This window comes from Ruegeria sp. D3 (assembly GCF_056534465.1).
Genome location: NZ_JBQFPK010000010.1, coordinates 124,134 through 149,179 on the forward strand (window position 1 = coordinate 124,134; position 25,046 = coordinate 149,179).

The following is a 25,046-nucleotide window of genomic DNA, read 5'->3' on the forward strand; positions in this document are numbered from 1 at the left end:
CCCTATCAGGCAAGGAGTAAGGGCGGATATGCTGGTAGTGATTTCCCCGGCCAAGCGGCTGGACTGGGCCGAGCGCGATGTGACGGTCACTCAACCCGATTTTCAGGACGACGCGATCCGGCTGTCGAAAACCGCCCGCAACCTGACGCTGGGCGATCTGAAAAAGCTGATGGACCTCAGTGATGATCTGGCACGCCTGAACCGCGACCGCTATCGCGCCTTTTCTGATGCGCCCGAGGCCGATCTGACCCGCCCCGCAGCGCTTGCCTTTGCCGGTGACACCTATCAGGGGCTTGAAGCCGCATCTTTGGATGCAGATGAAATGGCATGGGCACAGGATCACCTGCGCATTCTGTCGGGGCTTTACGGCGTGCTGCGTCCGCTGGACGCCATTCAGGCCTATCGGCTTGAGATGGGCAGCAAGCTGAAAACCCGGCGCGGCAAGAACCTGTATGAATACTGGCGCGATCAGCTGAGCAAGGCTTTGAACGCGCAGGGCGCGCAGATCGGGTCGGACGTGCTGGTGAACTGCGCCAGTCAGGAATATTTCGGCGCGGTTGATCCCAAAGCGCTTAAACTGCGGGTGATCACTCCTGTGTTCATGGAGGACAAGGCGGGCACCCCCAAGATCGTCAGCTTTTTCGCCAAGAAAGCGCGCGGGGCCATGGCTCGCTATATCATTCAGCACCGCCTAACCGATCCGGCTGGTCTGTTGGATTTCAACACTGGCGGATATTCCTATCGTCCCGACCTTTCGTCTGACGATAAACCGGTCTTTGTGCGCCCCTATTCGTCCTGATTCAGCATTGAAGGATCATAGGCCACCAACTCCACAGTGTTGCCCTCGGGGTCTTCGGTGAAAATCCCTCGCCACCCGATCCAGCCGAACTGCTCAACCCGGTAGGGTTGGCCCATTTTGTCATACCAGCGCATCACGGCCTCTTGCTCCTCGAACGGTAGCGACAGCGCGATGTGGTGCAGCGATGATCCGGCCCCTGTGGCAGGTCGGTCGGCACCGCTGGGGTGCAGCCCCGGTCGTGGGGCGGCAGCATGATGGAACAGGGCCAGCACCTGCGTATGACCTGAAAAGCCTTCGGCAATGCGGAAAAAGGTGATAGCGCTGTTGTGGTCGCCGCTCAGGCGCTGCAGGCCGATGACGTCTTCGTAAAACGCCACCATCGCCGCCATATCAGCGCAGCGGATGGCGATCTCGCCCAAGGCGCGAGGGTGAAAGCCGCGGAGTTCAGTCATTGTGAAAGCCTAGCCCGGCACATGCGCATCGGCAATCAACGGGTGTGTCCCATCAGGTTGGTGGTTTTGGATCATCTGATGAATTTTCCGCTTCTGCAGCGGCTTGGTCAGATAATGGTCCAACCCCGCCGACAGGATACCCTGATCATCTCCTGCCATTGCATGCGCCGTCAGGGCGATGATGGGAACGTGGCGGCCCGTCTCAATCTCTCGTCGTCGGATTTCTGCCGTCGCCTGTTTGCCGTCCATGCCTGGCATAGATATGTCCATGAAAACAAGATCGGGGTCGAAGTCCTGATAAGCCTCAACAGCCTCAGTTCCGTTTTCTGCAAAGCGCAGATCGATGTTCAGATCTTTAACCATTTTTTGCAGGATCAACTGGTTGGTCCTGTTGTCTTCGGCGGCCAGAACCCGCATGAGTCGTTTTTGCGACCAGTTGGACAAGGAAGCCGCTTTGGTTGTAACAGGCGGCACGTCATCCGTTTGCGCTGCGCGGCCCAAAGCGGTCAGTCGCGAATAGAATTCGGCTCTGGGTATGGGTTTCTGCAGAACACCTTCAATAAGATGGCGGGCTGGATTGGCGTGGATCATAGCTGGGTTGGCCGACATCAGGACAATGGGCAGGTCGTCCCATCCCCGATCTTTGAGTATGGTGGCAAGCTCTAATCCATCCATGTCAGGCAGATCGTGATCGCACAGAATTAGTCCCACGCTGTCATCAATCTTCGACAACGCTTCGCTGCCAGAGCTACAAATCGTTACCCGTGCCCCCAGACGACTGAACTGTTTAGCCAGGATGGCACGGTTTACAGCCATATCTTCGACCACGATGACGTGCCTCAGCCCCTCCGCCAGATCAGGCGGTTCGGGCTGGGGGCTTTCAATTGTCGGCAGAGAAATTCGGAACCCGAAGCACGAGCCCTCGCGTGGTTCACTTTCAACCCAGATCGTGCCACCCATCAAAGCGATCAACCGTTTAGTGATGGCCAGACCCAACCCTGTTCCTTCAAACTGCCGGTTGCGTTCATCCTCGACCTGGTTGAATTCGCCAAAAATATGGTCAATTTTTTCGACATCGATGCCTATCCCGGTGTCCTCGATTGCCACATGGATATCGCAGGTGCGCAGATCCGTATTGGGTACTCCTGTTACCCGAATGAGCACGTGACCGTGTGACGTGAACTTGACTGCGTTGCCAACCAGATTGGTCAAAACCTGGCGCACGCGCCCCGGATCCCCCATGAAAAGAGTTGGCAGGAACAGGTCGTAGTCGACCAGCAATGTCAGCCCCTTGTCCCGAACACTGGGCTGCAGCAGCATAGATACTTCCAATATGCATCGCTCAAAATCGAATTGTTCGGGATGCAGGATCAGCTTGTCAGCTTCGATCTTCGAATAGTCCAAAACATCATTGATGATGACCAACAATGCCTCGCCCGAATTGCGGATAGTATTGAGATAGAGCCTTTGTTCTTCATCCAGTGGCGTTTCCGACATCAGTTCGGTCATGCCCACGATACCATTCATCGGGGTTCTGATTTCGTGGCTCATATTTGCCAAAAACGCAGACTTTGCGCGGCTTGCGGCTTCAGCCCTTTCACGTGCGGCTTTCAGCTCGGCCTCGTGCCGGACCGACGCTGAAATTTTCAGCGCCAGGCTGACCACGTCACCCCCGTTGCCGCGCTGGTCAATCAGTTTGAAGTAGTGGCCGTTCCAAAGGCGAATGACTTCAGGCTCGGGGTTCGTTTTCGTCCACCTGGCCTGCATTCGCTGGATCCAATCGCACGCTGCTTCATCGCCAAGATCAATCAAACCCTCGGTCGTGAGAATTTCCAGAATACGGGGATAGGCGATACCGGGCGCAACCTCGTCGATACCTTCGAACACGCTCAGGTAGGCCGTGTTCGCCCCGATCAGGCGATTGTCGCCATCGAAAAACGCAAACCCGTCATGGAAAGTCTGTATCGAATGCCACAGCCGACGCTCGGCCACTTCGATCTTGGCATTCGCCAGCGTCAGATCAGATTTGACCTTTTCGTTCTCATCGCGAACGGTCTCAACCTCGGCCTGCGTTTCACCGATACGTTTGGTCAGGGCCATCGCGTGCAAGCCAAGTTTGCGATTGGCCGCCGACAGTTCGGCCTGTTTCATCTCAAGCAACCGTTCCGCAGCCAGCCGCGCGCGTCTTTCCTGTGCAAGTTTTGTTGCAAGACTCATCCGTGACGATCCCAAAGCATTTCCAAACCAGCATCGCGGCAGAGCGTGAAGAAGTGTTTAAGCCGTCACCTGAGCAACTGGTGGCGGATCACAGATTGGATGAAACCTAAGGCGCTTCATGCCGCGCACAGAACCGTCGGCCCTGTCACTCGACGCTGCCAGAATGCGTAACAGACGGCCAGATCGGTTTGCACAGGATGCATGTCAAATACTCTGATCACCCTGCTGACAGCGAGCAGAACGACGCTCGGTGCTCTGGCCAAACGGGTCCTTGTCGCCAAAGATTTCGGGATCAACGCCGTCCTTCGCGCATCCATCCACCAATCAGGAAACCGCCCGCCAGCAGCACAACCAACCATGGCGGCAACAATCCGGCCTGCGTTACATCCCGCGTTTCATAAGCGTTGCGCGGCGTCAGGCCAATCCAACCACGACCCGAGGCCGGTCGACCGACCCTCACATTGCGGATTGACGGCATCCCATCCTCGATCCGGATGGTGCCACCGCGCAGTCCCACCAGAATAGGGTCCAGCACCTCCGAGGTGGCAATCGTGCGCTCGAATTCTTTTGGCGCGGCCGGGCCAAGGCCGATCACCGCCGAGTGCTCACCCTCCTGCAAACGGTAAAGGCCAATCTCGGGCCCGTAATACTGCGCTTCAAACCGACCGGGCGAGACCTCGTCCAATGTCACCTCAAGCGTTTCGCCATTGGGTTGCGTGACAGTGACCGGGCCAACTTCATCTTCCAAAGTCTGGCGAATAATGCGCATGACCTGGCCGTTGGCTTCGGCCCACAGGGCCTCTTCTTCCAGCTCGGGCTCTTTCATCATCCAATGCGCCAGACGGCGCAACAGTTCTAACTGCGGCCCGCCGCCTTCGAAACCGCGACTCCACAGCCAGGCGTGATCCGAAGCCAGCATGGCCACGCGACCCTCGCCCACCCGGTCCAGCACCAACAATGGCCGGTCTTCCACACCGGTCATCAGCACGTCACCCTTGCGTTGCTTGACGTCGATCTGGCGTAACCACGCCCCCCATTGATCCGAGTCGCCCAAATCGGTCGTCACCGGATGCCTGCGACCCAGATCACTTACCATCGGAACAAACCGCTCCTCGATCACACGCGCAGTCGGCTGTGCGGGAAGTATGGGCGCAAGCGGAGATCGAAAGATACTGTCGGCACTGGCAAAATCCGGCCCCGCGGCGATCAGCACAGCGCCACCTTCGTTGATATAGTTGCTGACATTGTCCAGATAGATCGCCGGAAGAATGCCGCGACGCTTGTAGCGGTCAAAGATGATCAGGTCGAAATCGTTGATCTTCTCGAGAAACAGCTCGCGCGTTGGAAAAGCGATCAGCGAAAGTTCGTCAACCGGTACACCGTCCTGTTTCTCGGGTGGACGCAGAATGGTGAAATGCACCAGATCGACCGAGCTGTCGGATTTCAGCAGGTTCCGCCAAGTCCGCCCGCCGGGGTGCGGCTCGCCTGAGACCAGCAGCACCCGTAACCGGTCGCGCACACCGTTCATTTGGATCAGCGCTGTATTGTTGCGGTCTGTCAGCTCGCCCTCGGCCTGTGGCACCGTGAACTGCAGAACGTTGCGCCCGCCATGGGGTAGCGTGATGGGCAACTCGACATCGACACCGATGGGAATGGTAAATTGCTCTGCCTCGGCGCCATCGACCGAGATTTCTAGCGGGGCGGTTGCCGCACCCGCCGGAGCGGCACCGCTGTCTTCGACCCGCAATGTCAGGGTGACGGGCTCGCCGATAATGGCAAAGGCTGGAGCGTTACGAACGATCAGGCGACGATCCCAATCATCGGCGCGCCCCGTCTGCAATAGGTGCATTGGCGCAGGAAGGTCCGGCGCCTGCTCTGCGTCGTGGATGATACCGTCCGAGACGACCAGAATGCCCGCAATTCTGGCGCGGGGCTCTTCGGCCAGCGCTTCGTTCAGCGCAGCCATGACTTGAGTACCCTCATCGCCCTCGCCGTCGCCAACTTTGATGCGACGCAGTTCGGTATTGTCGCGGGACTCGATCTCGGCGGCCAGATTATCGGCGGTTTGGACCGTTTGTTCAGCCCGGTCCGACAAAGTCTGGCTGGCGCTTTCGTCTTCGATCATCAATACGATGTCGGTCAGCGGAGCGCGATCTTCGACCTGATAAACGGGCCCAGTCAATGCCGCGACCACCACCAGCGCCGCCAAACCACGCAACGCCCAGCCCGACAGCCCACGCCACAGGGCCAACGCCACACCCGCCACGGCAATGGCAGCCACAACAGCCAAAACCGTCCACGGGATCAATGGGTCAAAAAGTACGGTTCCGGTCATTGTCCCAACCTGTCCAGCAGCGCAGGTACATGTACCTGATCCGATTTGTAGTTTCCGGTCAGCACATGCATCACCAGATTGACCCCGAAGCGGTTGGCCAGCTCACGCTGACGTTCCCCGGCATAGCCGCGCCCAACGGGCAAAAGCGCCTGACCATTTCGATCCACGGCCCATGCCCCGGCCCAGTCATTGCCGCCGATCACCACAGGCGTCACATTGTCGTTGAGGTTCCTGAACGGCATCCCGTCGATCTGCTCAGCATCCAGCGGTGCAGACTCGACCCAAACATCCGTGCTTGCATACCGACCGGGAAAATCCTGCAGCAGATAGAAGGTCCGCGTCAGCACATGGTCACGGGGAATAGGTTCGAGCGATGGGATGTTCAGCGGTCCTGCCAGTTGCTGCAACTTGCGGCCATTGGGACTGGCGGCGCCGAACCGCGCCACATCTGAATCGCGCGTGTCAAACAGGATCATCCCGCCCGACCGCAAATAGGCGTTCAGCTTGGAATATGCCTCGGCCGAGGGTTGCGGTTGATCCGGAGTGATCGGCCAGTAGAGCAACGGGAAAAAGGCTAGCTCATCACGTTCCAGATCCACTCCGATTGGGTCGGCCGGTTCGACCGATGTGCGGTAGAACAGCGTCTGCGCCAGCCCGCGCATCCCCGCGCCTGCGATATCGTCAACCTCTGCGTTGCCGGTCAACACATGCGCCAGCACCAGCTCGGTCGTGGCATTCAAGGCAAATTCGGTATCTTCTGGCGTCTGCGCCTGCGCGTCGGGGGCAATCAGCACAGCGCCCAGCGCCACAGCCGCAGCGCGGGCTAATCCCAGACGTCCTGACAGCGCAAGTGACGCTATAACATCCAACGTCAGCAGCAAAAGCGCGAGGCTCAGGAGGATACCGCCGATCGGGGTCTCGGTACTGATCTCTTGCCCCTTGATCGGCACATCGGCTGGCCAGGAAATAGGGGTCAGAGCCGCATCTTCGGTTAGAACGTTCAGCGCCAGCTTTTGTTTACCACTTTCATACAGCCCCGGACGCAGGTCCGGGCCGATCTGGCCCGAGACAAGATCGACACCGTCCACACCGGACAGGTTGCCTGCATCCGTTAGGGTACCAAAGCCGTCCATTACCTGAATCGGCTCCCACGTGGTGCCCTGCAACTGTGACTCTTGCCGTGACTTGGCCGCCGACGCGACCGCCAGACGGTCCAGCATTTCGACGAACAGACCCGACAGCGGCAGGCTGGACCATTCCGCATCTGCAGTCACATGAAACAGCACCACCTGCCCCAGACCCAAAGCCTTGCGTGTCACCAGCGGTGTGCCATCCGAAAGCGAGGCAATCACCCGATCCGCCAGATTAGGGTCGGGTTGGGCCATTACTTGCGTGGTCACCGAAACGTCCGACGGCACCTCGAGCCCGAAAAAGGGCGAATCTTCCGGGAACGGAGCCAGCCCCTTGGCCTCGCCCCAGCTCATCGCACCTCCGACCGAACGGCCCCCGCTGCGCAGGCGCACCGGCAGCAAAGCATCCTCGGCGTCGCGACCCAGATCGCTGGCGGCCGTACGTGGCCCGGCAAAGCGCAACAGCAACCCGCCCTGTTCAACCCATTCGACAACGGTCTCTTGCTCACCCGCGGACAGTTTCGCCACATCAGCCAGAACGATCACGTCCGGGTTGGCGGGCAAAACGTCCAGCAAACCACCCTCGACGAAATCTGCCGTTGGGATCAGCACCTGCGTCAGGTAGTGCAGCGGTGACAGCAGCTCGAGCCCTTCTCGGTTCAAGGTGCCGGCGATCAGGGCAACTTCGCGTCGCCGCAGGCTGTCATCGGTCAGTGTCAAAGCGCCGGCCGAGCGTTGACCCTGGATTTCGAACCGCGTGATGCGGGCGCGCAACTCGGACGGTAAGGAAAGATCGACCTGGGCCTGTGTTTCACCGCTGTCGAACGTCATATCCACCGACTGCAGAACACGCATCGCACCGGCTGGATCGCGGCCCTGTGCCAGAACAGAGATTTCCTCAGCCGGTCCGGCCTCAGACCGTTGCGCGGTCAGTTGTATAAGCCCGTCCTGATAAGACGCCGGCAGGATCGCAAATACAGGCGAGGCAGACTGATACACCGTCACTTCTCCCCGCCGCTGCAACTCTGCAAGGATCGCGTCATACCCGTCATAGTCCAAGCGGTCGCTGAACCAATGCGTATCGAACCCGCCATCTAGCTGGTTCAACGCAGCAGTGGTTTGTTCTATCTGGATCTCGGTTGGCTGCCACGGGGCGGGCGCCAGACCCGGCAACCTGCCGCGCCAGTCTTCGGCAGACTGGAACACCGGCATCTCAGGTTGGGTCAGGCTCAGGATTGCAACGGTCCGCCCAGCGCGCCCAGCCTCGGCCAGTTGCGCATCGATCTGGTCCAGCGTCGACGACCACTGCGTGGCCCCGGCCCAACTGGCATCCAGCACCAACATCAACGGTCCTGACCCGGCTTGATCACGCGAGGGGTTCAGAACCGGACCTGCAAGCCCGATGATGATCGCCGCGGCTGCCAGCATTCGCAACAGCAATAGCCACCAGGGTGTCCGATCCGAGACGCTTTCTTCATCTTTCAAGCCCAGCAGCAACGTCACCGCCGGGAACAACCGACGGATCGGCACAGGTGGCACAGCACGCAGGATCAGCCACAGGATCGGCAAGGTCAGCAAACCCAGCAGCACCCAAGGTGCAGTAAAGCCAATACCCGCCAAAACCGTCATACTGACCCCCGATCCAACGCACGATAGAGCCACAACAGAGCAGCCTGCGCGCTGTCACCCGTGTGATGCAGCCCAAGCTGCCAACCGGTCGCGCGACACAACTGCGTCAGCGCGTCCTTGCGTTTGGCAAGCCGGTCCAGATAGCGGTCGCGCAGCTCTCCGGCTTTCAATGTCTCGTGGCGGGTCGTGCCGCCGACGCTTTCGAATATGGTCCGACCGCGATAGGGAAAACTTTCCTCGTTTGGGTCCAGAACCTGCAACAGAACACCGCGCACGCCCCGGTCGGCGGCCTTGGTCAGGGCCAGTTCGACCTCATCCATCGGTCCGAGGAAATCGGAAATGAACACGGCCCGCGCATGCGGGATCATGGCGCGGTGTTCGGGCGGTGCATAATCGGCCTCGGCATCTTCGGACCAGGCTTGCGCCAGCCGCACAATCTGAGCGTTGCCGCGCCGGGGCGGTAGGGTGGTGCCGGTCAGGCCCACGCGTTCTCCGCCTCGCACCAGTAGAATGGCCGTGGCCAGCCCCAGCAGACGCGCACGGTCGGCCTTAGTCGGATGTTTCTTGTCCGATGCAAATCGCATCGAGGCCCCCTGATCGACCCACAGCATCACCGATTGCGCGATCTGCCATTCGCGTTCGCGTACAAACTGCTGATCCCCGCGCGCCGAGCGGCGATGGTCTATCATCCGACGACTATCCCCGATCTGTGCCGGGCGATATTGCCAAAAATCATCACCCAGCCCCGAGCGCCTACGCCCGTGATCGCCCAGCAGAACGGTTCCGGCCAGATGCTCAGCCCGCGCCAACAGCGGCGGCAGCCGAGACGCCTCGGCCTCGGATCTTTCACGAAGGGTCAGCGCAGCATTCACGCCGCAGCCTCGGTGCGGATCAAGCCGGCAGCGGTGCTTTCGATCAGATCAGCAAGGCTGTCCCCGCGCGCCCGGGCGGCAAAGTTCAGCGCCATCCGGTGGCTGAGCACAGGGCGCGCCATATCCAAGACGTCATCGGCATTCGGGGCCAGCCGTCCCTGCAACATCGCCCGCGCGCGCACTGTCATCATCAGCGCCTGCGCCGCACGTGGACCCGGCCCCCAAGCGACCGTTTCCGCCACCCGTTCGGACACGCCAGCCTCATCCGGGCGGAAGGCGCGAACCAGATCGAGGATCAGCTCAACCACCGAATCTCCGACGGGCATGCGCCGCAACAGAACCTGAGCGGCCAGCAGCTCTTCTTTGGTGAAAATCTCATGCGCGTCATCTTCTTCGACGCCCGTGGTGGCCAGCAGAATGTCACGTTCGGTTTGGCGATCGGGGTATTCCACGTCGATTTGCACAAGGAAGCGGTCCAACTGCGCCTCGGGCAGCGGATAGGTACCTTCCTGCTCAATCGGGTTCTGCGTCGCCAACACGTGAAATGGCGTCCCCAGCGAGCGATCCTCGCCCGCCACCGTCACAGTGCGTTCCTGCATCGCTTGCAGCAGCGCCGATTGCGTCCGGGGGCTGGCGCGGTTGATCTCATCCGCCATCAGCAACTGGCAAAAGATCGGACCAGAAATGAACCGGAAGTGGCGACTGCCATCTTCGGCGGTATCCAGAACCTCGGACCCCAGAATGTCGGCAGGCATCAGGTCCGGCGTGAACTGGATGCGGTTGCCGTGCAGGCCCATTACGGTCGACAGCGTTTCAACCAGTCGCGTCTTACCCAGACCGGGCAGACCGATCAGCAACGCATGCCCGCCGCACAGCAGCGCGGTCAGGGTCAGGTCCACGACCCTTTCCTGTCCGATAAAGCGACGGGTGATCGAGGCCTTCGCCTCTTGCAGTTTCGATTCCAGCGCTTCGATCTCGGACACGAGGTCGGCAGGTTCGGTCATGACTTTCCCTTCCGTGGACTATTATAAGCAGAGTGTATCGCGCTGAGAGGAAATGGCAAAAGCAATGAGCGGACAAAAACCTGTGACCCCGTCACCAGATGGCATTGAAGCATCAGTCAAAGCTGCCAAAACGCGGGGTTCGCCGCCCGTTCACCTTTGGAATCCTCCGTTTTGTGGCGATCTGGACATTAATGTCGCCAAAGATGGCTCTTGGTCTTATCTAGGGTCGCCGATCAACAGGTTCGAGCTTGTGAAGCTGTTTTCGTCAATTCTTAAGAAAGAAGACGGGAAATATTACCTCGTCACCCCGGTCGAGAAGGTGGGAATCACTGTCGAGGACGTGCCTTTCATCGCCGTCGATTTCGAGGTCGAGGGCAGCGGCGAGATGCAAAAGCTGACATTCACCACATATGTGGGCGACACGGCCGTCGCAGGTGCGGACCATCCGCTCCGGATTGTCATTGATACCGAAACAGAGGAGCCTGCCCCCTATATATTGGTACGCGCAAACCTAGAGGCGCGGATCGACCGCAAAAGCTTTTACCGGCTGGTCGACATCGCCGAGCATAGTGGCGATTGGTTCGGGGTCTGGTCAGACGGGCAGTTTTTCCCTCTGATCCGGTCGGATGATCTGCCGGACTAGGCCACCTGTGCCCGACGCTCTTGCGCCAGTATCACGGCCACTGCCACGATCGCCGCGCCCAGCGCGCGGGTCCAGTTCCACTCCTCGCCCAGCACCAGCATGATCAGCATCACGTAAAATGGCGCGATATTGATGTGGAATGAGGCCAACGCAACGCCGATCTTGCCCACGGATGCGATGAAAAACACCTGACTCAACCCCATGGAGATCAACGCATAGATCACCAGCATCCCCGCTTGCTGCATGTCGAGCGTGGTTGTGGGCATCACCTCCATCCCCATCTGCGCGGCACCGGCGAACAACACGGCAGCGGTTCCCAGCCCCCCGACAAAGGTGATGGTGCTGCGCCCTGTCTGGCTGAGATCGGGGAAATCCCGCGCAATCGCCATGCTGGCCCAGCAGAACAGGCCCGTGGACGCAATGGCGCAAACCGCACCCAAGCCCAGCTGCGCCGGGGCCACCGCGCTGGTGGCAATTAAACCACCGACAATCGACACGATCACGCCCAACGCAAAATTCCACCGCAGCCGCCGTGCGCCCGTCACCACTTCTAACACCGTTGCGAACAAGGGCGCGCAGGATGCGATGATCGCCACGGTCACGGGATCGGTCAGCTTCTGCGCGAGAATGATCAGGAACATCGCCACGCCCAGCGTGCCGCCGACCCGCATCGCATGACCCCAACGTGCTCGCAGCACACGGGTCGGGCCGTCAAACAGCACCCAGATCGGCACCATAACCAGCACCGCCAACGCCAGCCGCGCCACCAGCAACGCGACCGGAGGCCAGCTTTGCAGCAGCACCTCAGCCGCCGGAAACCCTGCCGCCCACGTCAACATACTGGCGACCGCCAAGCCATTGCCCGATAAGGCAGAACTGCGCCCGGCAGACACAGAGAGGGCGGTCCCGCGCACGGGGTCAGGGCTCATCGCCATGGTGTCAGACCTTCTGCTGGATCGGCGACTGGAAATGATTCGCCGCATTGTCCCAAATGTCTCTGATCTGTGCCGGGCGTTCTGGCCGATTTTCGACAATCTGTCGTTTTCAGGCCCTTTCACCGCCAAACCCGGCCCGCTAAGGTCCCGCCACCATCAAACCGGGTCCGATCATGCCGAAATTTGCCGCCAATATCTCATTGCTGTTCGCCGAACTGCCCTATCTCGACCGGTTCCAAGCAGCGGCTGAGGCCGGGTTCAAAGCCGTCGAAATTCTGTTTCCTTATGATTTGGCCGCCAAGGAAACCCGCCGCGCCCTACTGGCCAATGGGCTTGAACTTGTGCTGATCAACGCACCACCTCCCAACTATACCGGCGGGCAGCCGGGCTATGCGGCCGTACCAGGCGGCGAAGGGCGATTTCAGTCCGATATCCGCCGGGTGATACGCTATGCGGACGTGCTGAAACCGGGGCTGATCCACATCATGTCCGGCTATGCTTCGGGCCCTGATGCGCTTGAATCGTTTGTGCGCAATCTGCAATGGGCTGCCGACTATGCGCCGAACCAAAAGTTCACGATCGAGCCGCTGAACCCTGTCTCGCAACCGGATTACTTCCTGAACGACTACGCGCTTGCCGCCGAGGTTCTGACCCAGGTAGATCGCCCCAATATCGCCCTGCAATACGACAGCTTTCACGCGCATATGATCCATGGCGACGCGCTGGAAATCTGGAACCGCTATCGCCCACATGTAGTTCATGCTCAGATCGGTGCCGCACCGAAACGGGCTGAACCGGGCAAAGGCCCAACGGACTTCGCGGCCCTGTTCGCGGCAATGGACCAACATGGGTACACAGGTTGGGTCAGTGCCGAATACACCCCGTCCACGCAAAATTCCGCAGACAGTCTTGGTTGGATGACCCCATAACTCTGGATTCTTGACAAAAAATCCAGCAAATGAAGAACGTCTCGACTTCGAAAGCGCCTTCAATGATACCAGCCCGTTTCGCCCACGCCCTTTTCGGTCTGATCATGTCAGGACTGATGTCCTGTATCGTTACAGGTATCGCAACCGTCAAGGCAGTTGGTTTTGGTCCCACCACCCTGGGTGACTGGTTCGGGTCCTGGGCCTTTTGTTGGCCCATCGCATTTCTTGTTATTCTAAGCCTTGGACCTTTCGTCAAACGTATGGTCGAAGGTTGGGTCAAGACGCAGGATTGACCCGCTGCAAAGAGGGCCCGCCGGGCCTGATGAGCAGCGCGCACTTAATGCGCTTCGGCCCAGTTGGCGCCCTGCCCGGCATCGACACACAACTTGACATCCAGTTTAACGGCGGGATCCGATGCTCCCTCCATCACGTCGCGCGCCACACCGATCACCTGATCCACCGCATCCTCGGCCACTTCGAACAGCAATTCGTCATGCACCTGTAGCAGCATCTTGGCAGGCAGCCCATTGATGGCGTCCGGCATCCGCACCATCGCCCGCCGGATCACATCTGCCGCTGTCCCCTGAATCGGTGCGTTGATCGCCGCTCGACGCGAGAACCCGGCATGCGGCCCCTTGGCATTGATCTCGGGCGTGTGGATTTTACGGCCAAACAGCGTCTGCACATACCCATGTTCTTTGGCGAACGCGACGGTGTCGTCCATATAGGCTCTGATACCCGGGAACCGCTCGAAATACCGATCGATGAAACCCTGCGCCTCGGCGCGTGGAATGCGCAGGTTGCGCGCCAAACCAAAGCCTGAAATCCCGTAAATCACGCCAAAGTTTATCGCCTTAGCCTGGCGGCGGATATCAGGCGTCATCTCATCAAGCGGCACGTCAAACATCTCGGAGGCGGTCATGGCGTGAATGTCCAGACCATCGGCAAAGGCCTGTTTCAACGCCGGTATCTCAGCGATATGAGCCAGAATGCGCAGCTCGATCTGGCTGTAGTCGAGGCTGACCATCACATTACCTGGCTCGGCGATAAAGGCCTCGCGGATGCGGCGGCCTTCTTCGGTGCGCACCGGGATGTTCTGCAGGTTCGGATCGGTCGAGGCCAGACGCCCCGTATTCGCCCCCGTGATCGAATAAGATGTATGCACCCGGCCTGTATCCGGGTTGATATGGGTCTGCAGCGCGTCGGTATAGGTCGATTTCAGCTTGGAAAGCTGCCGCCAATCCAACACCCGGCGGGGCAACTCGTGTTCGGTGGCGAGGTCTTCCAGAATGTCCGCCCCGGTCGAATACTTCCCGGTCTTGCCTTTCTTACCGCCCTCAAGCCCCATCTTGTCGAACAGGATCTCACCCAGTTGCGCGGGCGAACCGACATTGAAGTTCTCTCCCGCCAATTCGTGGATTTCAGCCTCTAACCCGGCCATTTTCTGCGCAAAAGCGTTAGACATGCGGCTCAGGACATCGCGGTCCACCTTGATGCCATGCATCTCCATCTCTTTGAGAACCGGCACCAGCGGGCGTTCGAGCGTCTCATAAACCGTCGTCACCTGCACCTGATGCAGTTGCGGTTTGAACAGCTTCCACAGGCGCAGGGTGATATCCGCATCCTCGGCGGCGTAAGCCGTCGCCTCGTCAATCGGCACCTTGTCGAAAGTGATGGCCGATTTGCCGGACCCCAGCAGCGGTTTGATCGGAATCGGCGTGTGATTCAGGTAACGCTCGGACAGCGTATCCATCCCATGCCCGTGCTCACCGCCATGCATCGCATAAGACATCAGCATCGTGTCGTCGATCGGCGCCACTTCTACGCCATAACGCGCGAAAATCTTGGCGTCGTATTTCATGTTCTGCCCGATCTTCAGGATCGAGGCGTCCTGAAGCATCGGTTTGAGCAAAGTTAGAGCCTCATCCAACGGCATCTGCCCCTCGGCCAGTGCATCCGACCCGAAAAGATCATCAGCGGCCCCATCGCGGTGGGTCAGCGGAATGTAACAAGCCTCGCCCGCCGTGACACACAGGGAAATGCCCACCAGATCGGCGATCATTTCGTTCAATCCGGTCGTCTCGGTGTCGACGGCCACCCAGCCGGTTTCATAAGCCCGGTCGATCCACGCCTGCAGCGCCGCCGCGTCGCGCACACATTCGTATTTCGAGGCGTCAAAGGGGATATCCTCAGCCTCGGTCACCACTTCGGGCGCAGGCGCATCGGCGATCACCGGGGCCTCGGCCCCCAGCTTGTCCGCAATGCGTTTGGTGAGGGTGCGGAACTCCATATCCGCAAGGAACCCAAGCAAGGTTTCGGGATCAGGGTCCTGCACCTCCAAATCGTCCAGCGTGAAATCCAGCGGCGTGTTTTCGTCCAACTGCACCAGTTTCTTCGACAGCTCGATCTGGTCGCGCTTTTCGATCAGGGTCTGGCGACGCTTGGGCTGTTTGATCTCTTCAGCGCGATCCAGCAGGGTTTCCAGATCGCCATATTCGTTGATCAGCAAGGCGGCGGTCTTGACCCCAATCCCCGGCGCACCGGGCACGTTATCTACGCTGTCGCCTGCCAGTGCCTGCACATCGACCACGCGTTCAGGCCCGACACCGAACTTCTCGAACACGCCATCCTTGTCGATACGTTTGTTCTTCATCGCGTCCAGCATCTCAACGCCGCCGCCCACAAGCTGCATCAGGTCTTTGTCCGAGCTGACAATAGTAACCCGCCCCCCAGCCTCGCGCGCCTGCACGGCCAGCGTGGCGATGATGTCATCGGCCTCATAGCCCTCCAATTCTTTGCAGGCAATGTTGAAGGCGCGGGTCGCCTCGCGGGTCAGGGGCATCTGCGGACGCAGATCCTCGGGCATGGCCTCGCGGTTGGCCTTGTATAGGTCATAGAGATCGTTGCGGAACGTGTGTGACCCCTTGTCGAAGATCACCGCCACATGGGTCGGCGCATCCGGCCCCGCGTTCCCTTCGACATATTTCTGCAGCATGTTGCAGAAACCTGACACCGCGCCAATTGGCAAACCATCCGACTTACGTGTCAGCGGAGGCAGCGCGTGGTAGGCCCTGAAAATAAAGGCCGATCCGTCGATCAGATGCAGGTGACATCCTTTTCCGAAATTGCTCATGCGCGCTCTCCCTGTCGGTCAGGGGACGTTGTGCCACAGGGCCGCTCAGGTGGCCAGTCAAGAACGCGCGTCAGCCACCGAACAAGCCGCTGATCACGTCGGAAAAACTGTTGAGCAGCGCCATGATAACCAGCACGCCCAAAAAGGCGAAGAAGGCCATGGCAAAAAACTGAAACAGAATCGCACCTACGCCAATCACGGTGCCGGCAATTGCAGGGCGCCTTCTTTCGTGACGCAGCAGCCCAATCACAGATACAACGATTGCCAAGGCCCCAAGCATGGCCACGCCGATCTGTAGAAAGTCATCCAGATCACGGCTGCGCGCGACGGGCTCGGGCTGTTCCAGCCCCGCGGCCGAGCGCAAGGTGGACTTGCCGATCTCGGCGGCCAATTCGCCCAACGAAACGCCCGTCGATTGCTGCGGCGCAAACGGCCCGGCCCAGAACACGAACAACGCGGCAAACAGCGCAAGGGCACCAATACCAAACCCGATCTAGCCGAAAACCGGACTGGCTGTGTCAGTAGATGCTACATCCGTCATCGAACTCATCCCAAAATCTGCAAATCGGCCATAGCATAAAACCACGGCAGTATTTGGGAGAACACTATTGCTTGCAGAAAACGCACCGTAACTGTGCCTGTATGACCATATCTCTTCGATTCAGCGATCCGCCATCAGGCAAGCAGCAAACCAAAGCTATGGGGCGCTGAACGCTCTGGTTGCCGCATCCCATCGCAATCCGGTTTTTACAGCGATTTCGTGCATCTGCTTGTTCAACGACCTGTCATTCAGTCGCCGGCTTAGGCTGCGCAACGGGACCAGATTGCGTTCCCCGTACCCGTCGATCAGCACAAACATCGGCACTGAGTCGCGCGTGCCGTAAACGATATTTTGCGCATGAATATCGCGACCCACGATCTGAAAGTCGAACAGCTTGTGAACAAAATCATTCAGCTTGTTCAGAACCTCGGGGGGCAGCCGGCGCTGCTGGCACAACGACATCAAATCCTGCGCCAGAGAGCCGTCCTCAGATTCCATACGCTCGACCACAATGCCCGGCCCGGCATCCGTTTGCACAACGCCAAAAGACCGGGCCAATGGCATTTTCGCGATATCCGGGCCGCTTTTCAACGCCGCCTTCATCTCGCACTCCAGCTCTTTCAATGCATTGCGATAGACCGAGTCCGGCAGCAAATACCGCACAACGCGCTTGGCAAAGGATCGGTTGGGCCGCGTGCGCGGGCGCGTCACCTTGATCAGAAGATCGGATTGGTCAGGGTAGGCATAGACGTTTCTGTGGCCACCTGTGGCAACAAGATCTTTGTCGGACAGGTGAACCAGTTGCACTGGAAAGATCATTCCGGATCCGCGTGGAAATGACACAAGAATTCTGACGCAGCACGCTACAGCATATCCTGCCCGGCGTCAGCCCTTGTAACAGTATTATATCAGATTGATTGCGCCTCTTCGGCCGCGGACCCTTTGAGAATGTATTTGCAATCGCAATAGGGGCATTCGACCCAACCAGTGTCTTCAGGGATTTGCAGCCAGACACGTGGATGGCCCAGTGCCCCTTCGCCACCGTCACAGGCGACACGGGTGGTTTCCACGATCTTGGTTTCCGGCGCTTCGATGGTCACGGCTGGCGATCCTTCTTCGGTTGTCGGCCTCGCGGGCATGTATTAGGTGCGTTTATGAGCGATGAGCAAACCGGGGGCAAGAGCCACATGAGCGATGCGGCAATCAGGATCGAAGGTCTGCACAAGACCTATCGCGGCAGCAAGGCACAGCCCGAGAAACACGCGCTAAAAGGCGTTGACCTGACGGTCCCGCGCGGGTCGGTCTTTGGATTGCTGGGGCCAAACGGGGCCGGGAAATCGACATTGATCAACATTCTTGCCGGGCTGGTGGTTAAATCGGCCGGAACGGTCTCTATCGGCGGGTTTGATCAGGATAAAAATCCGCGCCAGTCCCGTGCAGCAATTGGCGTAATGCCGCAAGAGCTGAACCTCGATCCGTTCTTCACCCCGCGTGGCGCTTTAGAGGTTCAGGCCGGTCTTTATGGCGTCCCCAAGGCCCAGCGCCGCAGCGACGAGATTCTGGAACTGGTCGGCCTTGGCGACAAGGCCGAAGCATATGCGCGCACTCTGTCTGGGGGTATGCGTAGGCGGCTGCTGTTGGCGAAGGCTCTTGTGCATCATCCCCGCATTCTGGTCCTGGATGAACCCACGGCGGGCGTGGACATCGAACTGCGTCAGATGCTCTGGACCAATGTGCGCAAGCTGAACGAACAGGGCATGACGATCATCCTGACCACGCATTACCTGGAAGAAGCGCAAGAAATGTGTGACGAGATCGCGATCATCAACCACGGAGAAAAGATCGCGCAGGACAGCACCTCCAACCTGCTGAGTCGCATGGACAGCCGGACAATGGTCATTGCTCCGGACAGCCCGGTGACCGAACTGCCAACAACGCAAGGGGTCGAGGCCACTCTGCGTGACGATGGCAGCCTGGTGCTGCAATATCGCAGCGCTGCGACCAGCGCCGAACAAGTTCTGGAATCGGTCCGCACCGCAGGCATCCGTATTCGCGACGTCCGTACCGAAGAGGCAGACCTCGAGGATGTGTTCCTCGCCCTGACATCTGCACGCGGATAAGAATTTGACCGTTAGACTCGATCTACCCGCGCCTGATAACAGTTGTTCCGCGCGGACCGGATGTGGATATAGGCCACATCGGGACGAGCAAAGATATCACTGATCTTTGCGCCGATCCGATCTGTGGGCGTAATCTCTCCGGTGCCATAGGCGATCCGATCATCCAACCCATACCCTTTGATCAGATAGTCGGGAGAGGTGGTCAGAATCTCGGGCATCTCATCCCCTTCATACTGTTCACACGGGGCGGCACACAGAAAGATCGGACCCGTTTCCGCGTAGGGTTGTGTCTCTAAAAAAGGGCGATGCGCCAATATCAGCATCTCTTTTCCTTCCGGAATGTTCTGCAGGCAATGGCGGCATGGATTGCCCGCACCTTCGGAAACGGCGCGCTCGGGCGAGGCGCCATATGCGTCCGGCCCTCCGGCCTGAAGCGCGCGGACTTGGGGGGTGGGCAATGCTGTGATCTTGAACATCTCGGGTCTCCTTTTTCTGCCACCCTGCCCAGAGGGAACACTGCAAGCGACCCGTTTCCTGCGCAAAGGACTCGAAAAAGAACAAAAGGTGAATATAATGTGGAATCGCCATGTATGCCGAATTGTCGATCACATCGAACTTCACCTTTCTCACCGGGGCCTCGCACCCCGAGGAGTATATGCAGCGTGCCGTCACACTTGGTCTGCCCGCCATCGCGATTGCCGATGACAACTCGGTCGCCGGGATCGTGCGTGCCCATACCCAGGCGCGCGAGATCACCCGAAAGGTGCGCGAACGTGTGGAATGGGAAGGGCAGAACACGCCCATCGGCCCGCCCTGCCCCGATCACATCCCCAAACCGCCCTCCTACCCGATCCACGCCGTGCCACGCCTGATCCCGGCAGCCCGGCTAATCTTCACCGACGCGCCCACCGTCACCGCCCTGCCCCTGAACCGGCAGGGCTGGGGCAATCTGTGTCGTATCCTGTCCGCGGGCCGCCTGCGCGCCGAGAAAGGCGATTGCACCCTGCACCTGTCCGACCTGCTGGAGTTTTCCGACGGTCTGCACCTGCTGCTCTGGCCACAGGCAACCCGGTCGCCGGGCGGCGCGGACGCATGGCGGACACAGGCGCAACAGCTGACGCGCCGCTTTGGTGGGCGGATGCATTTGCTGATGCATCCCCGGTATGACGGGGCTGATAACGCCTATTTTTCTTTATTAGAGACTGAATCGCAGCAACTCGGCCTGCCCACCCTCGCCAGTGCTGCGCCACTGATGCATCACGGCGCGCGGCGCAAGCTGGGTGATGTGCTGACCGCCATCCGCCTGCGCCGCAAGGTCGATGATCTGGGCCGGGACGCTCTGGCCAATGGGGAACAGCGCCTGCGGTCCAAGGCCGAGATGTTGCGCATTTTCAAAGGCCATGAAGGGGCCGTCACCCGCGCCCATATGTTCAGCGAACAGCTGACATTCTCGCTGGATGAGCTGCGCTATGAATACCCCAGCGAGGGCAGCGAACAGGAAACCCCGACCCAACGCCTGCACCGTTTGGCGCATGAGGGGCTGAAATGGCGGTATCCGGCAGGAGCCTCGGAAAAAGCCAAAAAGATGCTGGCGCATGAACTGACCCTGATCGGCAAGCTGAAATATGAACCCTATTTCCTGACCGTCCGTGACATCGTCACCTTTGCCCGATCCCGCGATATCCTGTGTCAGGGGCGCGGATCAGCCGCCAATTCCGTCGTCTGCTACTGCCTCGGCATCACCGAGGTCAGCCCCGAACTGGGCACGATGGTGTTCGAACGCTTCGTCTCCGAGGCGCGGGACGAACCGCCCGACATAGACGTGGATTTCGAACATGAACGCCGCGAAGAGGTGATTCAGCACATCTATGACCGCTATGGCCGCCACCGCGCGGGCCTCTGCGCCACCGTGATCCATTATCGCGGCAAGCGCGCCATCCGCGAGGTCGGGCGAGCGATGGGCCTGACCGAAGACACGATCTCGGCGCTCTCATCACAGCTCTGGGGCTTCTTCTCGGCCAAGGGGCTCGAGTCTGAACGAATGCGCGAAATCGGCCTTGATCCCGAAGATCGCCGCCTGAAACAGACTCTATCATTGGTTTATGAGATCGACGGCTTCCCCCGCCACCTGTCGCAACACGTCGGCGGCTTTATCATCACCGAGGGGCGGTTGGACGAACTTGTCCCCATAGAAAACGCCACCATGGAGGACCGTACGGTCATCTGTTGGGACAAGGACGATATCGACAGTCTGGGTATTCTGAAGGTCGATGTGCTCAGCCTTGGCATGCTGACCTGCATCCGCAAGGCGTTTGACCTGATCACCCAGCACCACCAAACTGGCTATACCCTTGCCACCCTGCCGCCCGAGGATCCGGCAGTGTACGATATGCTGTGCAAAGCCGACAGCATCGGCGTTTTTCAGGTGGAATCGCGCGCGCAGATGAACTTTCTGCCCCGGATGCGGCCGCGCAATTTCTATGATCTGGTGATCGAGGTCGCCATCATCCGCCCCGGCCCCATTCAGGGCGACATGGTTCATCCTTATATCCGCCGCCGGAACGGCGAGGAGGAGGTCAGCTTCCCCTCGGACGCGTTGGGTGAGGTGCTGGGCAAAACACTGGGCGTGCCGCTGTTTCAGGAGCAAGCCATGCAGATCGCCATCGTTGGCGCGGGCTTCACCCCCGAACAGGCGGACCGGCTGCGGCGGTCGCTGGCGACGTTCAAGAAACATGGTAATGTCAGCGAATTCCGGTCCTTGTTCCTGCGCGGGATGGAGCGGAACGGCTATGAACAGGATTTCGCCGAACGCTGTTTTTCGCAGATCGAAGGCTTCGGCTCTTACGGTTTCCCCGAAAGTCACGCGGCCAGCTTTGCGCTGCTGGTCTATGCCTCGGCCTGGATCAAATGCCACCATCCGGGGATTTTCGCCTGCGCGCTGCTGAATTCACAGCCCATGGGGTTCTATGCCCCAGCGCAGATCGTGCGCGACGCGCGTGAACATGGGGTTCAGGTGCGCCCCGTCTGTATCAATGCCAGTTTCTGGGACAACGTGATGGAACCCGACGGTCACGGCGGGTTGGCTCTGCGGCTGGGGTTCCGCCAGATCAAGGGCCTGAGCGAGGAAGATGCCAGCTGGCTGACCGCCGCGCGCGGTAATGGCTACCATCAGGTGGATGATGTGTGGCGTCGTGCCGGACTTGGCCCCTCGGTAATCGAACGGTTGGCTGAGGCCGATGCCTTCTCCGCCTGCGATCTGACAAGGCGCGAGGCGTTGTGGCAGGCCAAAGCGATTGCCACCGCGAAGCCCTTGCCGCTGTTCTCGCAGGATCTGGAGGGCGAGGCGCTGGACGAGCCCGCAGCCTATCTGCCACAGATGACGCTAGGCGAGCAGGTAGTCGAAGATTACGTGGCCACCCGCCTCAGCCTCAAGGCGCATCCAGTGGCCCTGATCCGGTATCTGCTGACGCCCGATCCGCGCGACAAAACCACACCTGTTGCGTGACGCCCAAACCGGGTATCGGCCCAGAACAGAGTCGAAAACGGACCAAACATGACCCGCCCCACGCTGTCGCCGCGCTTTCCCGCGACCCCAGATCAGATCAATGCTCAGGTCGCCGCCTTTTACGCCCGCGTGCGCGAGGACGCGGTGCTGGGACCGGTCTTCAACACACATGTCCAAGACTGGCCCACGCATGAGGAAAAGATCGCCGCCTTCTGGCGCAACGCCATCCTGTATGAGCGCAGCTATGACGGCAATCCGCAGCGGGTCCATATCGAACGGCCCGACGTGCAGCCCGACATGTTCGCCCATTGGCTGGACCTTTTCGAAGAGGTCGCCACCCAGACCCTGCCACCCGAGACCGCGATCCCGTGGGTCGCACTGGCCCGCCGGATCGGCGTGGGGATGAAGGCCGGTGTGCAATCTGCACGCCAACCCAAAGACGCACCTCCCATCCTGCGTTGATCCCAGGACATGGCGGTTTTGCCATGTTAGCGGTAAAATAGGGGCTATGCGGGTCGGCCAAATGGGTTTACTCAGGGGTACGACAGCCCCAATGCGCTGCGCCCCTACACCGACACATCACCCGAGGCCGCCTCATGAGCACTCAGAACACCACCCTTCGGGGGCTTGGCTATGCGTTTGCGGGGTTTGCCGTTTTTGCAAGCCACGATGTCCTGATCAAAGTGCTGGGTAGCACCTATTCGGTGATGCAGATCATCTTTTTCGCAACGCTGTTTTCCTTTGTGCCAATGGCGGTGACGATCCTGACCGACCGGACAACGGGCAATTTCCGACCACATCATCCGTGGCTGGTCCTGCTGCGCTCGGCCCTGATGGTGACATCCATGGTCTGCGCCTTCTACGCTTTCTCGGCGCTGCCGCTGGCCGAGGTCTACTCGCTGTTATTCGCCTTCCCTCTGTTCGTCACCGTCCTGTCGATCCCGATCCTGGGGGAAGTCGTGCGCGCACAGCGTTGGGCCGCCGTCGGCTGTGGCCTGATCGGAGTTCTGATCGTCCTGCGCCCCGGTGCCACGGATATCACTCTGGGGCATCTCGCGGCCCTGACTGCGGCGTTTTCCAGCGCGTTAGGGTCTGTTTTGGTACGCAAGATCGGGAATGAGGAACGCTCGGCCGTACTGATCCTTTATCCGATGCTGCTGGCCATTGTGGTCATGAGCTTGATGCAGCCCGCTGTTTACCAACCACCCTCGCTGCTGCATCTGGCGATGATGGCGCTGGTGGGCGTGTTTTCGGTCATCGCCCAACACCTGATCATCCTTGCCTATCGCGCCGCGCCTGCAGGCGTGGTCGCCCCCAGCCAATACAGTCAGATCATCTGGGCTACATTGTTCGGCATGGTCTTTTTCAACGAGCGGCCCGATGGCTGGGTCGCCGTTGGGGCCAGCATCATCATCGCCTCAGGCGTCTATGTGGTCTGGCGCGAAAGCCGGGCGAACACCTCATCGGTCAATACCCCGGTTCTGAGGGTCCGCTCGCCCCGGTCCGACACAGGCGCAAGCCGTCCCGGCAAATAAAAACGGCGCGCCGTTCACAGCGCGCCGTCCTCAAAATCGCAGGTTCAGGGCCTTAGTAGACCACAACCGAGCGGATGCTTTCGCCCTTATGCATCAGGTCGAAACCGTGGTTGATGTCGTCCAGACCCATGGTGTGGGTGATCATCGGGTCGATCTCGATCTTGCCTTCCATGTACCAGTCGACAATTTTCGGCACATCGGTCCGGCCCCGCGCGCCACCAAAGGCCGTCCCGCGCCACGAGCGGCCCGTGACCAGCTGGAACGGACGGGTCGAGATCTCGGCCCCCGCAGGTGCCACGCCGATGATGATCGACTCACCCCAGCCCTTATGCGCCGACTCCAGCGCAGCGCGCATTACGCCCACATTGCCGGTGGCGTCAAAGGTGTAATCGCCGCCGCCTTTGGTCAGGTTGACCAGATAAGGAACCAGATCGCCTTCAACCTCGGCCGGATTCACAAAATCGGTCATACCGAACTTGGTCGCCATCTCGACCTTGGCCGGGTTCAGGTCAACGCCAACAATCTGATCGGCCCCAGCCAGACGCAGGCCCTGAATCACGTTCAGACCAATGCCGCCCAGACCGAATACGATGGCACGGCTGCCGATTTCCACCTTGGCAGTGTTTATGACAGCGCCGATACCGGTGGTCACACCGCAGCCGATATAGCAAATCTTGTCGAAGGGCGCGTCCTCACGCACCTTGGCCAGCGCGATCTCGGGCAGAACCGTGTGGTTGGCGAAGGTCGAGCAGCCCATGTAGTGCAGGATCGGATCGCCATCCAGAGTCGAAAAGCGCGAGGTGCCATCAGGCATCAGGCCCTGTCCCTGCGTTTCACGGATCGCCTGACACAGGTTGGTCTTGGGATGCAGACAGTATTCACACTCGCGGCATTCGGGGGTGTAAAGCGGGATCACGTGGTCGCCTGGCTTCAGGCTGGTGACGCCTGGGCCGACCTCAACCACGACGCCTGCGCCTTCATGGCCCAGAATCGCGGGGAACAGCCCCTCAGGGTCGGCACCCGACAGGGTGAATTCATCGGTGTGGCAGATGCCGGTGGCCTTGATTTCCACCAGAACCTCACCCGCTTTGGGGCCTTCAAGGTTCACATCCATCACTTCCAAAGGTTTGCCCGCCTGAACGGCGACGGCGGCACGGGTACGCATATCGTTGTCTCCCTGTCTTCTTTGCCCCGACCCTGCGGCAATCGCAGGAGGTTTTCAACTGCGCTTTGGTGACAGGTTTGTTAAACATCTGATATTGCAGAA

Annotated in this window: 21 protein-coding genes; 8 read left to right on the top strand and 13 right to left on the bottom strand. The window is 59.7% G+C overall.

Translation table 11 applies throughout. The features are described 5' to 3' along the window. Positions 1-28 precede the first annotated feature (28 nt). The gene (gene yaaA, locus ACR0DX_RS15630; RefSeq protein ID WP_170355855.1) at positions 29-799 is read left to right on the top strand and encodes a peroxide stress protein YaaA; all 771 of its coding nucleotides are present in this window, start codon (positions 29-31) and stop codon (positions 797-799) included. Here the strand turns inward: yaaA and ACR0DX_RS15635 are convergent. From ACR0DX_RS15635 to ACR0DX_RS15660, 6 genes are all read right to left on the bottom strand, one after another. Further along, on the bottom strand, positions 787-1,251 hold the full coding sequence (locus ACR0DX_RS15635; RefSeq protein ID WP_170355853.1) for a VOC family protein: 465 nt from the start codon (positions 1,249-1,251) through the stop codon (positions 787-789). The genes yaaA and ACR0DX_RS15635 overlap by 13 nt on opposite strands. Before the next feature lie 9 nt (positions 1,252-1,260). Further along, positions 1,261-3,468, bottom strand: a complete 2,208-nt coding sequence (locus tag ACR0DX_RS15640; protein ID WP_170527507.1) for a response regulator — start codon at positions 3,466-3,468, stop codon at positions 1,261-1,263. A gap of 292 nt (positions 3,469-3,760) precedes the next feature. Continuing rightward, positions 3,761-5,803 carry a hypothetical protein gene (locus ACR0DX_RS15645; RefSeq protein ID WP_170355849.1) on the bottom strand — a complete coding sequence of 681 codons (2,043 nt, stop codon included), beginning with the start codon at positions 5,801-5,803 and terminating at the stop codon, positions 3,761-3,763. After that, positions 5,800-8,562 (bottom strand): DUF4159 domain-containing protein, encoded by a 2,763-nt coding sequence (locus ACR0DX_RS15650; protein WP_170355848.1) that lies wholly within the window; start codon positions 8,560-8,562, stop codon positions 5,800-5,802. Before ACR0DX_RS15650 ends, ACR0DX_RS15645 begins: the two co-directional genes overlap by 4 nt. Beyond that, the gene (locus tag ACR0DX_RS15655; RefSeq protein WP_170724666.1) at positions 8,559-9,434 is read right to left on the bottom strand and encodes a DUF58 domain-containing protein; all 876 of its coding nucleotides are present in this window, start codon (positions 9,432-9,434) and stop codon (positions 8,559-8,561) included. Before ACR0DX_RS15655 ends, ACR0DX_RS15650 begins: the two co-directional genes overlap by 4 nt. After that, positions 9,431-10,438 (bottom strand): AAA family ATPase, encoded by a 1,008-nt coding sequence (locus ACR0DX_RS15660; RefSeq protein ID WP_170355845.1) that lies wholly within the window; start codon positions 10,436-10,438, stop codon positions 9,431-9,433. The genes ACR0DX_RS15655 and ACR0DX_RS15660 overlap by 4 nt, the downstream gene beginning before the upstream one ends. A gap of 64 nt (positions 10,439-10,502) precedes the next feature. Between ACR0DX_RS15660 and ACR0DX_RS15665 the strand changes: the two genes are divergently transcribed. Then, positions 10,503-11,081 carry a DUF1285 domain-containing protein gene (locus ACR0DX_RS15665; protein ID WP_480846653.1) on the top strand — a complete coding sequence of 193 codons (579 nt, stop codon included), beginning with the start codon at positions 10,503-10,505 and terminating at the stop codon, positions 11,079-11,081. Here ACR0DX_RS15665 and ACR0DX_RS15670 read toward each other — a convergent pair. Beyond that, positions 11,078-12,010 carry a DMT family transporter gene (locus ACR0DX_RS15670; RefSeq protein ID WP_480846655.1) on the bottom strand — a complete coding sequence of 311 codons (933 nt, stop codon included), beginning with the start codon at positions 12,008-12,010 and terminating at the stop codon, positions 11,078-11,080. The genes ACR0DX_RS15665 and ACR0DX_RS15670 overlap by 4 nt on opposite strands. Before the next feature lie 179 nt (positions 12,011-12,189). Here ACR0DX_RS15670 and ACR0DX_RS15675 point away from each other — a divergent pair, with 179 nt between their 5' ends. Together ACR0DX_RS15675 and ACR0DX_RS15680 are read left to right on the top strand one after the other, a co-directional pair. Continuing rightward, positions 12,190-12,945 carry a hydroxypyruvate isomerase family protein gene (locus ACR0DX_RS15675; RefSeq protein ID WP_480846657.1) on the top strand — a complete coding sequence of 252 codons (756 nt, stop codon included), beginning with the start codon at positions 12,190-12,192 and terminating at the stop codon, positions 12,943-12,945. 29 nt (positions 12,946-12,974) lie between these two features. Continuing rightward, complete coding sequence (locus tag ACR0DX_RS15680) at positions 12,975-13,238, top strand: DUF2798 domain-containing protein (protein WP_331251824.1); 264 nt, start codon at positions 12,975-12,977, stop codon at positions 13,236-13,238. A gap of 44 nt (positions 13,239-13,282) precedes the next feature. Here ACR0DX_RS15680 and polA read toward each other — a convergent pair whose 3' ends face one another. The 4 genes from polA to ACR0DX_RS15700 all read right to left on the bottom strand — a co-directional run bounded on the left by polA (position 13,283) and on the right by ACR0DX_RS15700 (position 17,719). Continuing rightward, positions 13,283-16,078 (bottom strand): DNA polymerase I, encoded by a 2,796-nt coding sequence (gene polA, locus ACR0DX_RS15685; RefSeq protein ID WP_480846660.1) that lies wholly within the window; start codon positions 16,076-16,078, stop codon positions 13,283-13,285. A 70-nt stretch (positions 16,079-16,148) separates the two neighbouring features. Beyond that, positions 16,149-16,532: a hypothetical protein gene (locus tag ACR0DX_RS15690; RefSeq protein ID WP_170355837.1), complete on the bottom strand. Its 384-nt coding sequence runs from the start codon at positions 16,530-16,532 to the stop codon at positions 16,149-16,151. A 243-nt stretch (positions 16,533-16,775) separates the two neighbouring features. Further along, positions 16,776-17,438 (bottom strand): YrbL family protein, encoded by a 663-nt coding sequence (locus tag ACR0DX_RS15695; protein WP_170355835.1) that lies wholly within the window; start codon positions 17,436-17,438, stop codon positions 16,776-16,778. An 89-nt stretch (positions 17,439-17,527) separates the two neighbouring features. Further along, a complete protein-coding gene (locus ACR0DX_RS15700; RefSeq protein WP_170355833.1) occupies positions 17,528-17,719 on the bottom strand; it encodes a zinc-finger domain-containing protein in 192 nt (63 codons plus the stop codon). An 87-nt stretch (positions 17,720-17,806) separates the two neighbouring features. Here ACR0DX_RS15700 and ACR0DX_RS15705 point away from each other — a divergent pair, with 87 nt between their 5' ends. Beyond that, positions 17,807-18,739, top strand: coding sequence for an ABC transporter ATP-binding protein (locus ACR0DX_RS15705; protein ID WP_170356051.1), 933 nt, complete (start codon positions 17,807-17,809; stop codon positions 18,737-18,739). Positions 18,740-18,750: 11 nt separating this feature from the next. Here the strand turns inward: ACR0DX_RS15705 and ACR0DX_RS15710 are convergent, their stop codons facing one another. After that, a complete protein-coding gene (locus tag ACR0DX_RS15710) occupies positions 18,751-19,215 on the bottom strand; it encodes a DUF1203 domain-containing protein (protein WP_170355831.1) in 465 nt (154 codons plus the stop codon). Between the two features lie 110 nt (positions 19,216-19,325). Here ACR0DX_RS15710 and ACR0DX_RS15715 point away from each other — a divergent pair, with 110 nt between their 5' ends. The 3 genes from ACR0DX_RS15715 (at position 19,326) to ACR0DX_RS15725 (ending at position 23,779) form a co-directional block, all read left to right on the top strand. Beyond that, positions 19,326-22,244, top strand: a complete 2,919-nt coding sequence (locus ACR0DX_RS15715) for an error-prone DNA polymerase (protein ID WP_170355829.1) — start codon at positions 19,326-19,328, stop codon at positions 22,242-22,244. Between the two features lie 48 nt (positions 22,245-22,292). After that, positions 22,293-22,706, top strand: a complete 414-nt coding sequence (locus ACR0DX_RS15720; protein WP_170355827.1) for a group III truncated hemoglobin — start codon at positions 22,293-22,295, stop codon at positions 22,704-22,706. Positions 22,707-22,840: 134 nt separating this feature from the next. Next, complete coding sequence (locus ACR0DX_RS15725; protein ID WP_170355825.1) at positions 22,841-23,779, top strand: DMT family transporter; 939 nt, start codon at positions 22,841-22,843, stop codon at positions 23,777-23,779. 52 nt (positions 23,780-23,831) lie between these two features. Here the strand turns inward: ACR0DX_RS15725 and ACR0DX_RS15730 are convergent, their stop codons facing one another. After that, positions 23,832-24,944 (bottom strand): S-(hydroxymethyl)glutathione dehydrogenase/class III alcohol dehydrogenase, encoded by a 1,113-nt coding sequence (locus ACR0DX_RS15730; protein WP_170355824.1) that lies wholly within the window; start codon positions 24,942-24,944, stop codon positions 23,832-23,834. Positions 24,945-25,046 lie beyond the last annotated feature (102 nt).

Bases quoted from the DNA above. Each gene is read 5' to 3' on its own strand.
- ACR0DX_RS15640 (WP_170527507.1), bottom strand. From the start codon at position 3,468: ATGAGTCTTGCAACAAAACTTGCACAGGAAAGACGCGCGCGGCTGGCT.
- polA (WP_480846660.1), bottom strand. From the start codon at position 16,078: ATGAGCAATTTCGGAAAAGGATGTCACCTGCATCTGATCGACGGATCG.
- ACR0DX_RS15635 (WP_170355853.1), bottom strand. From the start codon at position 1,251: ATGACTGAACTCCGCGGCTTTCACCCTCGCGCCTTGGGCGAGATCGCC.
- ACR0DX_RS15725 (WP_170355825.1), top strand. From the start codon at position 22,841: ATGAGCACTCAGAACACCACCCTTCGGGGGCTTGGCTATGCGTTTGCG.
- ACR0DX_RS15675 (WP_480846657.1), top strand. From the start codon at position 12,190: ATGCCGAAATTTGCCGCCAATATCTCATTGCTGTTCGCCGAACTGCCC.
- ACR0DX_RS15680 (WP_331251824.1), top strand. From the start codon at position 12,975: ATGAAGAACGTCTCGACTTCGAAAGCGCCTTCAATGATACCAGCCCGT.
- ACR0DX_RS15705 (WP_170356051.1), top strand. From the start codon at position 17,807: ATGAGCGATGCGGCAATCAGGATCGAAGGTCTGCACAAGACCTATCGC.
- yaaA (WP_170355855.1), top strand. From the start codon at position 29: ATGCTGGTAGTGATTTCCCCGGCCAAGCGGCTGGACTGGGCCGAGCGC.
- ACR0DX_RS15645 (WP_170355849.1), bottom strand. From the start codon at position 5,803: ATGACCGGAACCGTACTTTTTGACCCATTGATCCCGTGGACGGTTTTG.
- ACR0DX_RS15720 (WP_170355827.1), top strand. From the start codon at position 22,293: ATGACCCGCCCCACGCTGTCGCCGCGCTTTCCCGCGACCCCAGATCAG.
- ACR0DX_RS15650 (WP_170355848.1), bottom strand. From the start codon at position 8,562: ATGACGGTTTTGGCGGGTATTGGCTTTACTGCACCTTGGGTGCTGCTG.
- ACR0DX_RS15715 (WP_170355829.1), top strand. From the start codon at position 19,326: ATGTATGCCGAATTGTCGATCACATCGAACTTCACCTTTCTCACCGGG.
- ACR0DX_RS15710 (WP_170355831.1), bottom strand. From the start codon at position 19,215: ATGTTCAAGATCACAGCATTGCCCACCCCCCAAGTCCGCGCGCTTCAG.
- ACR0DX_RS15670 (WP_480846655.1), bottom strand. From the start codon at position 12,010: ATGAGCCCTGACCCCGTGCGCGGGACCGCCCTCTCTGTGTCTGCCGGG.
- ACR0DX_RS15730 (WP_170355824.1), bottom strand. From the start codon at position 24,944: ATGCGTACCCGTGCCGCCGTCGCCGTTCAGGCGGGCAAACCTTTGGAA.
- ACR0DX_RS15695 (WP_170355835.1), bottom strand. From the start codon at position 17,438: ATGATCTTTCCAGTGCAACTGGTTCACCTGTCCGACAAAGATCTTGTT.
- ACR0DX_RS15665 (WP_480846653.1), top strand. From the start codon at position 10,503: ATGAGCGGACAAAAACCTGTGACCCCGTCACCAGATGGCATTGAAGCA.
- ACR0DX_RS15660 (WP_170355845.1), bottom strand. From the start codon at position 10,438: ATGACCGAACCTGCCGACCTCGTGTCCGAGATCGAAGCGCTGGAATCG.